The following is a 14331-nucleotide window of genomic DNA, read 5'->3' as shown; positions in this document are numbered from 1 at the left end:
CCTGTTTCGGCAGGTCAGTCCTGCGAATCCGGATTGTGGTGCGCACGGGACCGGCCGACCACCCACGCGGCGATCTGGGCCCGTGAGGTGAATCCGAGCTTCGCGAGCACGTGCTCGACATGGCCCTGGGCGGTGCGCTGGGAGATGACGAGCCTCGCCGCGATCGCCTTGTTGGTCAGGCCCTGCGCGACCAACTCGGCCACCTGCTGTTCGCGTCGGGTGAGCCCGACCTCGGTGGCCTGCTGCGGCGCGCTCGGGGTTTGACGTTCGTCCAGCGCGTATGCGACGGCATCCTCGAAACTCAGGTTGCGACCCTGTTTGAGCGCTACGTCGAACAGTCCCTCGCCGAGACCCGCGCGGGCGTCACGCTCGCACTCTTCGTGGCAGACGAGAAGGTTGGGCACCAACACCGTCGGGCTGCCCACCGCGCGGGACAGCGACCCGGCGGCACCCATCAGCACCGTCGCCCGCCGGTGCCTGCCGTCGCGGGCCGCGATCCAGGCGAGGACTTCCATGCAGGAACTCGACGCCAGCGGATCGTCCACCACGCGGGACAGTCGCAGGCCCTGCTCGAGCAGTCGCTCCGCCCGCACCGGATCCTCGGTCCACACCGTCAGTGCGAGTGCCAGCGTGGTGTACCCCCGGATCGCCGACTCACCGTGCGGCTCGGTGATGGCGAGCACCCGTTCGTGGTACTTCACCGCCCGGTTCTCGTCGCCGAGCACGCCGCAGGCCACGGCGAGCCCGAGCAGGGAGGTGGTCTGCCGGAGCAGGTCGCCCTGGGACTCGAATCCCTCGATCGCGGCCTCGAACAGCCTGACCGACTCCGTCAGCCGTCCGCCGAACAGCGCCTGCGATCCCGCGGCCAGCGTCGCGTCCAGATCCGCGCGCGGGTCACCGAGGCGGTCCGCGACCACACGCGCCCGAGCCACCAGCCCTCCCGCGGCGTCGATGTCACCCTGAGTGCCGGCCAGCACGCTCGCGACGTAGAGGCCCCTGACCAATTCCGGCGTCGGGACCTCCGGTGCTGCGGCGACGGCGCGGTCGAGCCAGAGTCTTCCCTCTGCGGCCAGGCCCCGACACAACCAGTACGGGTACAGCGCTGTCGCGATGCGTAGGCCGGGCAGCACCTCGCCGGGCACGCTGACGCAGCAGTGCATGGCTTCGCGCAGGTTGGGCTGCTCGCGTTCGATCCGGGTGAGCCACTGCACCTGCTTCGGGCTGATCCATTCGGCCTCGGCCTGCAGCACGAGCGCCTCGTACCAGTCCCGGTGGCGCCGGTGCACCAGCTCGTACTCGCCAGAGGACTCCAGCCTTTCGCGGCCGTACTCGCGCAGTGTCTCGAGCATCCGGTAGCGGACGACCGCCCCGGCCTCCTCACGGATCAGGATCGACTTGTCGACCAGGGAAGCGAGCACGTCCAGCAGGTCCGCGGGTGCCGGATCGCCGGCGCACACGCCCTCGACGGCGTCGAGCTCGAAGCTGCCCGCGAACGCCGCGAGGCGGCGCCACAGGACCTGTTCGTCCTCGGTGCACAACTCGTGACTCCAGTCGACGCTCATCCGCAGCGACTGCTGGCGGGTCGGTGCGCCGCGACTGCCGATGGTCAGCAGCCGGTAGCGGTCGGTGAGCCGTTCGAGGATCTGCTCCGCGGACATCGCCCGCAACCGCACCGCCGCGAGCTCGATGGGCAGCGGCAGACCGTCGAGCTGATGACAGATCTGCGCGACCGCCGCCCAGTTGTCTTCGGTCAGGGCGAACCCCTGCACGGCCGCGGAAGCCCGCTCGACGAACAGCGTCACCGCCTCGTAGCGGGGCAGGCCCTGCAGTGTCGGCGGCTTGTCGAGGTCCGGGACTGTCAAAGACGGCACCCGCATGACGGCCTCGCCGCCGATGGCGAGGGGCTCGCGACTGGTCGCCAGGATTCGCAGTTCCGGACAGGCGCGCAGCAGGCCCTCGACGATGCCCGCGACGGCGTCGATCAGGTGCTCGCAGTTGTCGAGAACCAACAGCAGACGCCGGGTGAGCAGATACTCCGTCAGCATGGTCAATGCGCTGTGCCCGGGCTGCTCACGCAGACCCAGCGCCGCCGCGACGGTGTCGACAACCAGCGCCGCGTCCTGGAGTTCACCGAGTTCGACGAGCCACACGCCGTCCTCGAAGGCCCGGCGCGAGTCCTCGGCCACCCGCAGCGACAGCCGGGTCTTGCCGACGCCCCCGATCCCGGTCAACGTCACCAGCCGGGACACCGACAGCAGCCGCTTCGCTTCGGTGACCTCGCGGCGTCTGCCCACGAAACTGGTCAGCTCCTGGGGCAGGTTTCCCGGTGCACCACGGACGGCGGACTGCTTCATCAGGCGTCACTCTCGTCTCGCGGGGGTGACCCGCACTGCGGACAGATCGGTCGTCGGCGTGCGTGTTGCGGCCGACGGGCAAACCTATCGCGGCCCAGGCTCACAATCGCGCAGTTTCCTACCGCTGTGCTCTATGTAACGCGACGACCCCACCGGTGAGGTTGCGCCACTGCACGTGCCGCCAGCCGGCGGCCTCGATCGTGGTCGCCAACTCCTCCTGCGTCGGCCAGGCACGAATCGACTCCGCGAGGTACACGTAGGCGTCGGGATTACTGCTCACCGCGCGCGCCACCCGCGGCAGCGCCTTCATCAGGTACTCCATGTACACCTGGCGGAACGGGCCGAAGGTCGGGGTGGAGAACTCACTGACGACCAGGCGTCCACCCGGTTTGGTGACGCGTGCGATCTCGCGCAGTCCGGCCTCGAAATCGGAGACGTTGCGGAGGCCGAAGGAGATGGTCGCGGCGTCGAACACCGCGTCCGCGTACGGCAACGCCATCGCGTCGCCCGCGACCATCGGAACCCGGCGGGTCGCGCCCGCGTGCAGCATCCCCTTGGAGAAGTCGGTGGCGACCACCCAGGCTCCGGACCTGCCGAGTTCGACCGTCGAGACACCGGTGCCCGCCGCGAGGTCGAGCACCCGCTCCCCCGGCTTCAGGTCGAGCGCAGCGCGAGTCGCCTTGCGCCAGCGCCGGTCCTGACCGAACGAGAGGACGGTGTTGGTGAGGTCGTAGCGCTTGGCGACGCCGTCGAACATCGACGCGACTTCGTGCGGTTTCTTGTCGAGCGACGCCCGCGACCCGTGTGTTGTTGCCACACCACTGACGGTACAGGCGCGCCGCCGACCGCCTGCGGCCAGTTCACAGGGGCGCCGGCAAGGTCCGTCACTCACGCGATGCGCGGAAATCGCACGTCCGCGGACCCGGTCACCTCGGCGTAGTGGCCGAGCAACTCCTCGCAGACGGCGGCCCAGGTGCGGCCGCGGACCGAGTGCCGCGCGGCCTCGCCGAAACGGGCGCGCAGCATCGGCTCACGCAGCGCATCCACCGCGCTGGGCAGCAGTTCGGCGAAGCGCTGCACCGGCAGCAGGTACCCGGTGCCGCAGTGCGTGATCAGATCGCGCGGTCCGCCCGCGTCCGGACCGATCACCGGCACCCCGCTCGCCAGGGCCTCCTGGACGGCCTGGCAGAACGTCTCGTGCTCGCCGGGATGGACGAACACGTCGAAACTCGCGAAGGCGCGGGCCAGGTCGTCGCCGCCGAGTTGACCGGTGAACACCGCGGACGGCAGCAGCGCCTGCAGTCGCGAGCGCTCCGGGCCGTCCCCGACGACCACCAGCTGCACGCTCGGGTCGTCGGCGAGCGCTGCCAGCCGCTCGACGTGCTTCTCGGGCGCCAGCCTTCCGACGAACCCGACGACCGTCCGCGCGCCCGTCGGGTCCCAGCGCGACCTCAGCTCGGGGCAGCGCCGGGCGGGGGCGAACCGGGTGGTGTCCACGCCGCGGGCCCACCGGTGCACCCGCGGCACCCCGTGCGCGACCAGCGCGTCGACCGCGGAGGTGGACGGGGCGAGGGTGCGGGCGGCGCCGCGGTGCAGTCGCCGCGTCCAGCGCCACGCGGCCCGGCTGGTCAGCCCCAGCCCGTAGCTCTCGGCGAACCCGGCGACGTCGGTCTGGTAGACCGCGACCGCGGGCACCTCGAGTCGGCGTGCGGCGGCGAGACCGGCCGCGCCCAGCACGAACGGCGACGCCAGATGCACCACGTCCGGGTCGAACGCGCGCAGAGCGGCGGTCAGCCCGGGCTGCGGGATCCCGACCGGCAGGGAGCTGACCTTCGGGATCGTGACGGCGGGAACCCGGTGTACCGGGACCCCCTCGTGCACGGTGGCCGCGGCCGGCTGCCCGGCGACGGTGTCCGGGGCGACGATCATCGCGTCGTGTCCGCGGCGACCGAGGTGCTCGACCACCCGGAGCACCGAGTGGGTCACTCCGTTCACGTTCGGCAGGAACGACTCCGCAACGACGGCTACGCGCACCACACCAGTGTCGGGGCCGCCGCCGACGCGCGTGGGCGGCGAAGGTGACGGTCGGGGAAAGTTCCGGCGAACCTCTGGTCTACCCGACCGTGCGGCGCCGGACGATCCACAGCACCGGCAGCGCCACGATCCAGGTCACCACTATCACCGAGCCCGCCGGGACGAGCGCCACCCGGGCGTCCCGGCCCGCGACCCGAACCAGGTCCGGGTCGGAGCGGGCGTACTCGACGTCGATCCGCTGCCCGACCGTCAGCTTGGTCGGGTACAGCACACCGAGTCGCGGCGTGTGGGTGACGCCGTCCGGGGTGACGAAGCTGACCGCGGAACGACGGGTGCCCGCGGACAGCACCTCGGCGGTCGCGACGCCCTTGTCCGAGTTGATGGTGTGGTCGTTGCGCCAGGCGGCGAGCACCAGCAGCACCGCGAGCGCGGAAATGCCGATCGCGACGACCAGCACACCGCGGGTGACCCGGCGAGCGGTCTTCGGCGTCACAGCTGGGCCCGCACAGCGGCGTGCAGTTCGCGCAGGCCGGACCGATCGGTCGCGACCTCGAGCACCCGGATGCCGTCGGAGTTCGGCTGCGAGAGCGCGACCGCCAACTGCTCGACATTCACCGCGCGGTGCGCGATCCGGTACGCCGCGCACAGTGCGGACAGGTCCATGCCGTGCGGGGTGCCGAAGATCCGCTCGAAGACGCCCGCGTACTGCGGGTCACCCTGCTCGAGCAGCTCGAAGATGCCGCCACCGTCGTCGTTGGCCACGACGATCGTCAGATCCGTCGGGCGGGGTTCGCCGGTACCGATCAGCAGCCCGGACGCGTCGTGCAGGAAGGTCAGGTCACCCATCAGCGCGACCGTCCGCGTGCCGGTGCGTTCCGCGACCAGCGCGGCGCCGACGGCGGTGGAGACGGTGCCGTCGATACCCGCGACGCCGCGGTTGGACAGCACCCGGACGCCGTCGTGCGGGTAGCTGACCAGCGCTGCATCCCGCACCGGGTTGGAGGCACCGAGGACCAGCTGGTCGCCAACGGAGAGCGCGTCCATCACGACCGCGGCCACGTGCAGTCCGGTCGCGTGCGGGTGAGCCGAAAGTTGTTGCCGCACAGCCTTGTCCGCATGCTCGGTCAGGTGCCGGCAGCGGTCGAGCCAGGCCTGCTCCGGCGCCCCGGAGATCACCGCCCGGGTGCCCGTGGCCAGGACGTTGCCGGAGACGTCGGGCCAGCGCGGGCCCGTCGTCAGGGCGTACACCGACACCCTCGGGTCCGCGAGCAGCTTGGCGACCGGCCGGTGCAGTGTCGGCCGCCCGGTGATGACGGCCTGGCGCGGACCCAGCTGCGACAGCGCCAGCGGATGTAGCGGCACACCGTGCAGCGGGGCCGTCGGTTCGGCCACGGTGGGCAGACCCGCCAGTTCGGGGCGGTGGCCCGAGCCGTGCCCGGAGATCACCACGGTGTCCGGCGTGAGGTCGAGCTCGAGCGGGACGTCCAGCGTGGCGTGCTCGGTGGTGGTCCAGGCCGCGCCGCCGGGCCTGCCCTCGGGGACCGGGCCGTGCGGGTGCACGTCGGGGACGAGCGGCTCGCGCAGCGGAATGTCGAAGTGCACGGGGCCGGCGTTGCCCGACCGGGTGCCGCGGGCCGCCGCGAGCACCCGACACACCGCCGAGCGCCACTGACTGTTCTGTTCGTGCGCGCGGAGTCCACGTGCCGGCCCGGTGTCGCCGCTCTCCTCGGCCAGTCCGAGGCTGATGGTCGCGCGGACCTGACTGCCGAACAGTCCGAGCTGCTCGACGGTCTGGTTCGCGCCGGTGCCGAGCATCTCGTAGGGACGGTTGGCGCTGAGCACCACCAGCGGCACGCGCGCATAGTTGGCCTCGAGGACGGCCGGGCCGAGGTTCGCGACGGCGGTGCCCGACGTCATCACGATCGGTACCGGGCGACGGTCGGCAATCGCCAGGCCCAGCGCGAGGAAGCCGGCGGTGCGCTCGTCGATCCGCATGTGCAGCCGCAGCTGCCCGGCGGAGTCGGCGCGCTGCAGCGCGAAGGCCAGCGGCGCATTGCGCGAACCCGGGCACAACACCACGTCACGGACCCCGCCGCGGATCAGTTCGTCGACTACGGCGGTGGCCTGGGCGGTGGACGGATTCACGGCTTCCAGGGTGTCAGACGACACGCGCCACGCCACCGTCGGCACCGCCACGGGCCGCGGCCGGCTGGCACGATGGCGACGGTGCGCACGTGATCGAGGGCCGGGCCGTCCGTGAACCCGGTGCAGCAAACCACCCAGATCGATAGGTTAGCCTTGCCTGAATTCAACCCGGAGTAGAGGTGGGGCATGGCCAAGCGCACCAAATTCGTCAAACCCGAGCACCGCGAGTTCCTTCGGGCACGGGTGCTCGGCAGCAAGCAGATCAGCCCCAACTTCGTCCGGGTGACGGTCGGCGGCGAGGATCTGCGCCGGCTGCGCCCGATGGGGTTCGACCAGTGGTTCCGGATGTTCATCCCGGCGACAGGAGCGACGGGGAACGAACTGAGACTGCCCAGCGCGACCAGCAACCTCTGGTACGCCCAGTATCTCGCGACTCCGAAAAGTGTTCGGCCGGTGCAGCGCAACTACACGGTGCGCGCGTTCCGCACCGCCGAGCACGCCACCTTCGGCCAGGAGGTGCCGGAGCTGGACATCGACTTCGCAGTTCACGGCTCGGGGGCCGCGTCGGAGTGGGCGAACGCAGCCGCGCCCGGCCACGAGATGGCCCTGCTCGACGAGGGGTTGATCTACAACCCGACGCCGGACGCCCAGTGGCAGCTACTTGTCGGCGACGAGAGCGCACTGCCGGCAATCCTCGGAATTCTCGGCTCGGCGCCCGCGGATCTGCGAGCGGAGGCGTACATCGAGATCGCGCACGCCGACGACGCTCAGGAGGTCGCGGCCCCTGCCGGGGTGAACCTGCACTGGCTGGTGCGGTCGGACCCCCATGCGCGCCCCGGCCGGCTGGCACTGGAAACCGTGCGGTCGGCGCGACTGCCGGACGGCCCGTCGTACACCTTTGTCGCGGGCGAAAGCGAGCTGTCCACGGGACTGCGACGGCATCTCGTCAACGACCGCCACATCCCCAAGTCCGACATCGCCTTCACCGGGTACTGGCGCTGACGCGCCTGTGAGTACTTCTGGTCCCCATCGGGGCCAGAAGTACTCACAGGCAGCGGAGCTGCCTAGCTTGCGTGCTTCTGGACGAGCGCGCCGAGCCGGGGCAGGGCCTCGACGACGTTCTTCTTGGCCGACGGCCGCAGGCTCGAGTAGACCTTCTTGACGGCGCTCTTGCTGGTGCCCTCAATCTTCTCGTCGGTGACGCCGAGAAGCGCGTCCGCGACCTCGTCGCCACGGGCGGTGAGGAACTCGCCGAATCCGGCGGCACCGGCCGTGCCGAAGTCCTGCCAGAACGGCTCCAGACGGGCCACGAAGCCCGGCAGCAGTCCCTCGACCGCGTCCGGAACGATCGACGGTCCGACCTTCTTCACGGCGCCGTAGCCGCCCTTGAGGGCCAGACCCGAGGCGCCGGACTTGTCCGAGACCTCCGCGTCGATCAGCTCCTGCACGTCCGCGACGACGGCCGGCAGCCGCGACGGGTCGAGCAGGGTTTCGTTCAGTGCTGCAACCACTTTCAATGCCTCCGATGTTGACTGGGATGTCGAGGCCAGACCCTATACGACGGCACGACCCCCCAGTACACACCAGTCACTCAGTTCACATCTGCCACTCCCCGATTCCCGTCCCGACATTTCGCTGGCAACACTCCAGCACATTCGGGGCACGCGGCGACGCGGCGGCTCAGTGCCCGCCGAGCAGCCCGTGACAGCGCGTCAGCCGGGCGAGCCACCAGTCCGTCCGCTCGCCCGGCGCCTGCAGCTGGGCGAGCCGTTCCGGATCGGGGTCCACGAGCGTCGCGGCCAGGACTCCGTCGCGCAACGGGCGCGGCGCAGCGACGTCCGCCTCGAACAGGCTTCCGGTGCCGAGCCCGCATGCGAACTCAAGGTCCGGCAGTGCCGCGGCCGCGGCCAGCCCGGCGCCGATCCCGACCACCGTGTCCAGCGCACTCGACACGACGACCGGAACACCGTGCGCGGCGAGCTCCTCCGACAGTCGCAGCAGTGCGCGCATGCCGCCCAGCGGCGCCACCTTCACCACCGCGACGTCCGCCGCACCCGCCCGGACCACTCGCATCGGGTCCTCCGCCCGCCGAATGCTCTCGTCCGCGGCGATCCGGACCCCGCGGCCGGTCAGCCTGCGCCGCAGCTCGACGAGTTCCGGAACACTCGCGCAGGGCTGTTCGGCGTACTGCAGCTCGCCGTCGGCGGTCAGCGCCGTCAGCGCGGTCGCCGCCTCTGCCACGCTCCAGCCGCCGTTGGCGTCGACGCGGACGTGCTCGACGTGCTCGCGGACCGCAGCCACCCGTGCCAGGTCGTCCGCGAGGCTCTGACCCTGCTCCGCGACCTTGACCTTCGCGGTGCGAGCTCCGGGGAAGCGGGCCAGGATCTCCGGCACCCGCGCCGCGTCGACCGCGGGCACGGTCGCGTTGACCGGCACCTGCGAGCGCTGGGAGGGCGGCGGACCCTGCCAGGCACACTCGATCGCCGAGCGCAGCCAGGACACGGCCTCGCGGTCGTCGTACTCGGGGAAGGGCCCGAACTCACCCCAGCCCGCCGGCCCGCGCAGCAGCAGCACCTCGCGCGTGGTGATGCCGCGGAAGCGCACCCGCATCGGCAGGCAGACGACGGTGGCGGCGGCGAGGAGCTCGTCCAGCCCCGGCGCAGTCGCACTCACGCCGTCACCGCCGCGTCCACGAAGGCCTCGCCGCGCAGCACGGGCACGACCGCGCTGGCATCGAACTCGGCGGCGATCTCCACATCCTGCGCGAATCCCTTCTCGATCAGCTCCCGACCGCTCGCACAGTCCCGCAGCCGGGCGGTCAGGTCCCCTGAGGACGCGACGAACACCTCTGCCGCCGAACGCGACTCGGGCGCGCACCGGTCCTGTGCCACACCGAGGGCCGAGAGCACCGCGCCCGCACCCCAGAGGTCCTCCACCGCGGGTCGCAGGGTGCCGTCCGGCCACCGCTCCCCCGCCGCGATCACCGCGACCCGGTCCGCCCCGCTCTCGCGCACCCACGTCGCCACCGCGCTCGCGTTACGCAGCGACGCGCCGACCACCTCGACTCCCGATTCGGCGAGCCCGAAGCACAGCGCCGACCCGTTCGGGGACGGCAACACCAGCCGGGCGGGCGCCGGCGTCGCGCGAACCGAGGCCGGCGAGAGGCTGATCTCGCCCGCCGCGGCCCGGGACCGCCCGACCGCGACCACCGCATCCCGCTCGGCGGCATACCCCGCGGCCGAACTCGGGTCCCAGCGGTACGGGTAGACGGCGGTGCCCGCGTCGAGAGCGACGGTGAGCGTGGTGGTGAACGAGAGCACGTCCACCACGACAGCGACGTCGCAGTCCCGGACCAGCGCGGCCGCACCGGCGGGGCCCCAGTCGAACCGGACCCGGTAGTCCCCCTGTCGGTGGGCGGGCGGCAGGCGCCCGTCCTCCCCGTGCAGCCCGCTCACGGTCAGGGCTGCCCTGGTAGCAGCACCAGCATCAGGGCCTCGCAGTCCGCGACCAGGACGCCGTTCTCGTCGACCATGCGGGCGCTGACGAAGGTCTTGCGCCCCTCCACCCGGTCCACCTGGCCCTCGATGACGAGCTTCCGGTTGATCGGGGTGACGCTGCGGTAGTTGACGTGCAGGTACGCAGTGCGGCTGATCGGTCGACCGTAGGCGTGCGTGATCATGCCGAACAGATCGTCGAACACCAGTGGCAGCGTGCCCCCGTGCGCGGCGCCGTTCCCGCCGAGGTGGAACCGGCGGAACACCCCGGTGCTGCGGACGCCGGTGTCGTCGAACTTCTCGATGGTCCACGGGAGCATCAGCAGGCTGCCGCGGCCGGGCAGGTTCATGCAGCGGCCGCCGATCTGGGCGCCTTCCGGGACGCGGTGCGGTTCGAGCAGCGCGGCGAGCGCCTCAGCCTGGTCCGCCGCCCGCTTGACCACGTCGGCGGGCGGCGCGGTGGACACCGCGAGGTCCTGCACGGTGCGCAGTGCCTCGATCAGCCGGCCGAAGTCGGGGCCGCCGCCGTCCTCCGCGGCCTTGTAAACCGGGAACCCGCCGTGATGGTCGTAGTCGTCGGTCTTCTCGCGCTGCTCGCTCATCCCTGCACGGTAACCCGGGCTTTTCGGCGCACGCACGTCGGTCGCGTACCCGGGGCATATCCTTGGGCACCGTGACCTTCAATCCGCAGCTGTGGCGCCCCGTCCCCGGGTTCGAGAACCTCACCGACATCACCTATCACCGGCACGTCACGCAGGGCACTGTCCGCGTCGCGTTCAACCGCCCGGAGGTGCGCAACGCCTTCCGTCCGCACACCGTCGACGAGCTGTACCAGGCGCTCGACCACGCGCGGATGACCTCCGACGTCGGTGCGGTGCTGCTGACCGGCAACGGCCCGAGCACCAAGGACGGCGGCTGGGCGTTCTGCTCCGGCGGCGACCAGCGGATCCGTGGGCGCAGTGGCTACCAGTACGCCGACGGCGAGACCGCGGACACCGTGGACAAGGCCCGCGCCGGCCGCCTGCACATCCTCGAGGTGCAGCGACTGATCCGCTTCATGCCGAAGGTGGTGATCTGCCTCGTGAACGGCTGGGCTGCGGGCGGCGGGCACTCCTTGCACGTGGTGTGCGACCTGACGCTCGCCAGCCGCGAGCACGCCCGGTTCAAGCAGACCGACGCCGACGTGGGCAGCTTCGACGGCGGCTACGGCAGTGCCTACCTGGCAAAGATGGTGGGGCAGAAGTTCGCCCGTGAGATCTTCTTCCTCGGCGAGACGTACACCGCCGAGGAGATGCACCGGATGGGCGCGGTGAACAAGGTCGTCGACCACGCAGAACTCGAGGACGTCGCGATCGAGTGGGCAGCCAAGATCAACGGCAAGTCGCCGCAGGCGCAGCGAATGCTCAAGTACGCCTTCAATCTTCAGGACGACGGACTGGTCGGCCAGCAGCTCTTCGCAGGCGAGGCCACCCGGATGGCGTACATGACCGACGAGGCCGTCGAGGGGCGGGACTCGTTCCTCGAGAAGCGTGACCCGGACTGGTCCCCCTACCCCTGGTATTTTTGAGTCGCAGGCCTGTTCGGCGAGCCGACTCCGGCTCGCCGAACAGGTGTGGACCCCCTAGCTTTTCGCGTTGACGACCTCGTCGGAGAAGCGGCGAACCGCATCCAGGCGCGCCTGCGCGTCGGTGAAGTCCGCACCGTAGAGATGCCACGGCGAGACCCGGACCTCGGTGACGCCGAGTTCCGCGAGCGCGCGATAGTCGTCGACGTCGCGGATCCCGGTCGGCGAGGCGTTGATCTCGAAAGGCTCGTCGCTGCGTCCGTATTCGGCGCGCAGCTCACCCAGCCGGGTGATCGCGGCGGTCAGCTCGTCGATCTCCGTGTTGACCGACAGCCACCCGTCCCCGAGCCGGGCCGCCCGCCGCAGGCCGGCCTCGCTGTGACCGCCGACGTACACCGGCAATGCGCGATCGGGTGCGGGGCTGATCATCAGCCGATCGAAGTCGTAGTGCTTGCCGTGGAATTCGACCCACTCCGGTCCGCGCCCGGCGCACACCGCCTTGATGATCTCGATCGCCTCGTCGGTGCGCGCGCCCCGTGTCCGCATGTCGGTTCGGGTGAACGCGAACTCCTCGGGGATCCACGACAGCCCGACACCGACCGCTATCCGGTTGCCCGACATCACGGCCATGGTCGAGAGCTGCTTCGCGGTGAGCAGTGGGTCTCGCAGCGGAAGCTTGAGCACGTTGGTGTAGAAGCGAATTCGCTTGGTCACGGCGGCCATTGCAGTCATGGCGATGAAGGGGTCCGGCATCGGAGCCTCCGGCGCCCACATCCGTTTGCCGTCGGGCGAGTACGGATAGGGAGCCGAGACGTGCTCGGGGTAGAACACCGAATCGGAGAGCGAGATGCTGTCGAATCCCACTTCCTCCGCAACCTGAGCCAACTCGCACAGATCCAGGGCGTCGATCATCGCGCCCGCCAACGACCACTTCATCGCTCCACCATCTTCTTCGCTGCTCGACCGACAGTTCACAGCCGACCGTATTGTCGGGCGGTACGGAATCGCTCAGCGATTCCGATGACCGGGACCGGTCGAGACCGGCCCCGGCCAACCCCTCGTCAGGTCACTTCGGCGAGATCCAGGCCTTGTCGAAGAACATCATGTCCGCGATGTCGCGCTTGACGCCGTGAACGTTCGCGTCCCACGCGGTCAGTACCGTCGCCGGGCCCCAGATCACGTAAGGCACCGTCAGGTTGGCGTACTCCTGCACCCGACTGATGGCGTCACGAACAGCGTCTTCGGTCGGCGCGGTCTGGACCGCCGTGATCAGTGTGTCCATCTTCGGGTCCGCGAACCCGGAAGCATTGTTCTTCGAGTCGCTCGCCATGCTGTTGTACAGATTCAGGTAGGGCGCTTCTTCGCCGACCGGCGCCGCGCCCCTGGTCATGTCGAAGTCATGGTCTCTGTACACCCTGCGGACCAAGTCGGTCACGTCGGTTGCGTAGTCGATGGTCACGTCGAAGCCGATTGCGTTCAGTGACGCCTGCACCGTCAACGCCGTGGCCTGGGTGCTGGGCTCTGAGGTTGCGAGGTAGCGGAGTTTGCCGTCGTACCCGTCTGCCTTCGCTTGATCCAGCAGTGTCTTCGCCTTCGTCGGATCGAAGGGAATGCCTGCGGTGTTGTTGTACCAACGTGACGCCTTCGGGACGAGTTCAGAACTGGCGGTGCCCAATCCATTGTTCGCACGCGTATTGAGAGCCTCCGGATCCACCCCGTACGCGATGGCCTGGCGGACGCGAACATCGGCCCCAGGCCTGCCCTCGCGATTGTTGATCGTGCCGAGTCCGTTCTGACCGGTGGGACTGAGATACCCGGAGTACCCGTCGTCGAGAACCTGTTTGACGACACCTTCGTCCCGGAGGATGTACGTCATGTTGATCTGGCCGCTCTTCAGTGACTCGTACTGAGACTGAGCGCCCGAGGTGGGAACGAATCGCAGTGTGTCCAGCGGAGGTCTACCACCCTGATAGTCCTTGCGCGCAGCAAGGACCAATTCCTCGTGCGGCGTGAACTTGGCCAGGGTGAACGGACCCGCCCCGATCGGGGTGAACGTTCCGTTGGCCTCGGAGCTTCGAGCAACGACCATTCCGGGGCCCATCGACAACAAGGCCGGAAACTGATTCCACGGTCTCTTGAGCGTGAACTCGACGGTGGTGGCGTTCGGGGTGTCGACTCTGTCCACGATGTTCAACCAGGACTGCGACACATCGCCCTTGGCCGCCACGAATCGGTCGATGCTCCACTTCACTGCTTGCGCGTCGAGGGCGCTTCCATCGCTGAAGGTCAAGCCGTCGGGGAGGGTGAGCATGTACACCGTGAAGTCGCCGTTGCTCGTCAGCGTCTTCGCCAGCTGTGGCACGAAGCTCCCGGCTGCGAAGTCACTGCGCACGAGCGTGTCGTAGATTGCGGCCATTTCGGTCCCGCCGGTCGAGCCGGCGGATTGAGTCTTGGTTGGATCCAGCACCGCGGGGAATGAATAGGACCCGAAGGTGAGAACGCCTCCGTCAACCGGCTCTCCGCCGTCGTGTGCGCCTACGAAGCCTGCCGCACCGCTGCCGGCCAGGGAGCCTGCGCCCGAGGCGTCGCCACTACTCGACGCGCAGCCGGTCAACAACAGTGCACCGGCAATGGCGAGTGCAATCAGGCGAGTGCCGGACCGAATTATTCTGGTGTGCATACGATTCCCAATACTGTGTAGGGTCCGGCGAACCTTCCCCTACGCAACGGGAGGTCGTAC

The 14331-nt window shown here is 69.8% G+C and carries 13 protein-coding genes; 2 read left to right on the top strand and 11 right to left on the bottom strand.

Annotated elements, in window-relative coordinates:
• Positions 1 to 14: 14 nt before the first annotated feature.
• The 5 genes from FK531_RS12780 to menD form a co-directional block, all read right to left on the bottom strand.
• Positions 15 to 2354 (bottom strand): ATP-binding protein, encoded by a 2340-nt coding sequence (locus FK531_RS12780; RefSeq protein ID WP_142099872.1) that lies wholly within the window; start codon positions 2352 to 2354, stop codon positions 15 to 17.
• Between the two features lie 118 nt (positions 2355 to 2472).
• Complete coding sequence (locus FK531_RS12775) at positions 2473 to 3171, bottom strand: demethylmenaquinone methyltransferase (protein WP_142099871.1); 699 nt, start codon at positions 3169 to 3171, stop codon at positions 2473 to 2475.
• A 71-nt stretch (positions 3172 to 3242) separates the two neighbouring features.
• Complete coding sequence (locus FK531_RS12770) at positions 3243 to 4388, bottom strand: glycosyltransferase family 4 protein (protein WP_181762938.1); 1146 nt, start codon at positions 4386 to 4388, stop codon at positions 3243 to 3245.
• 79 nt (positions 4389 to 4467) lie between these two features.
• Positions 4468 to 4881 carry a DUF3592 domain-containing protein gene (locus FK531_RS12765; RefSeq protein ID WP_142099869.1) on the bottom strand — a complete coding sequence of 138 codons (414 nt, stop codon included), beginning with the start codon at positions 4879 to 4881 and terminating at the stop codon, positions 4468 to 4470.
• Positions 4878 to 6533 carry a 2-succinyl-5-enolpyruvyl-6-hydroxy-3-cyclohexene-1-carboxylic-acid synthase gene (gene menD, locus FK531_RS12760; protein WP_142099867.1) on the bottom strand — a complete coding sequence of 552 codons (1656 nt, stop codon included), beginning with the start codon at positions 6531 to 6533 and terminating at the stop codon, positions 4878 to 4880. Before menD ends, FK531_RS12765 begins: the two co-directional genes overlap by 4 nt.
• A gap of 186 nt (positions 6534 to 6719) precedes the next feature.
• Between menD and FK531_RS12755 the strand changes: the two genes are divergently transcribed.
• Positions 6720 to 7535 carry a siderophore-interacting protein gene (locus FK531_RS12755; RefSeq protein ID WP_142099865.1) on the top strand — a complete coding sequence of 272 codons (816 nt, stop codon included), beginning with the start codon at positions 6720 to 6722 and terminating at the stop codon, positions 7533 to 7535.
• Between the two features lie 62 nt (positions 7536 to 7597).
• Here the strand turns inward: FK531_RS12755 and FK531_RS12750 are convergent, their stop codons facing one another.
• The 4 genes from FK531_RS12750 to FK531_RS12735 form a co-directional block, all read right to left on the bottom strand.
• Positions 7598 to 8044 carry a DUF6918 family protein gene (locus tag FK531_RS12750; RefSeq protein WP_142099863.1) on the bottom strand — a complete coding sequence of 149 codons (447 nt, stop codon included), beginning with the start codon at positions 8042 to 8044 and terminating at the stop codon, positions 7598 to 7600.
• A 169-nt stretch (positions 8045 to 8213) separates the two neighbouring features.
• The gene (locus FK531_RS12745) at positions 8214 to 9206 is read right to left on the bottom strand and encodes an o-succinylbenzoate synthase (protein WP_290367623.1); all 993 of its coding nucleotides are present in this window, start codon (positions 9204 to 9206) and stop codon (positions 8214 to 8216) included.
• On the bottom strand, positions 9203 to 9988 hold the full coding sequence (locus FK531_RS12740) for a 2-phosphosulfolactate phosphatase (RefSeq protein ID WP_435531050.1): 786 nt from the start codon (positions 9986 to 9988) through the stop codon (positions 9203 to 9205). The genes FK531_RS12745 and FK531_RS12740 overlap by 4 nt, the downstream gene beginning before the upstream one ends.
• A 2-nt stretch (positions 9989 to 9990) precedes the next feature.
• On the bottom strand, positions 9991 to 10629 hold the full coding sequence (locus FK531_RS12735; RefSeq protein WP_142099861.1) for a PaaI family thioesterase: 639 nt from the start codon (positions 10627 to 10629) through the stop codon (positions 9991 to 9993).
• 71 nt (positions 10630 to 10700) lie between these two features.
• Between FK531_RS12735 and FK531_RS12730 the strand changes: the two genes are divergently transcribed.
• Positions 10701 to 11594 (top strand): 1,4-dihydroxy-2-naphthoyl-CoA synthase, encoded by an 894-nt coding sequence (locus FK531_RS12730; RefSeq protein WP_142099858.1) that lies wholly within the window; start codon positions 10701 to 10703, stop codon positions 11592 to 11594.
• A gap of 54 nt (positions 11595 to 11648) precedes the next feature.
• Here the strand turns inward: FK531_RS12730 and FK531_RS12725 are convergent, their stop codons facing one another.
• Entirely contained in the window at positions 11649 to 12527 is an 879-nt protein-coding gene (locus FK531_RS12725; RefSeq protein WP_142099856.1) for a TIGR03619 family F420-dependent LLM class oxidoreductase, read from the bottom strand.
• A 130-nt stretch (positions 12528 to 12657) separates the two neighbouring features.
• Positions 12658 to 14271 (bottom strand): ABC transporter substrate-binding protein, encoded by a 1614-nt coding sequence (locus FK531_RS12720; protein WP_142099854.1) that lies wholly within the window; start codon positions 14269 to 14271, stop codon positions 12658 to 12660.
• Positions 14272 to 14331 lie beyond the last annotated feature (60 nt).

Source organism: Rhodococcus spelaei (assembly GCF_006704125.1).
Lineage (GTDB): Bacteria > Actinomycetota > Actinomycetes > Mycobacteriales > Mycobacteriaceae > Rhodococcus_G > Rhodococcus_G spelaei.
The sequence above is the reverse complement of the archived record's forward strand: the minus strand, read 5'-3'. Positions and strand labels throughout refer to the sequence as shown.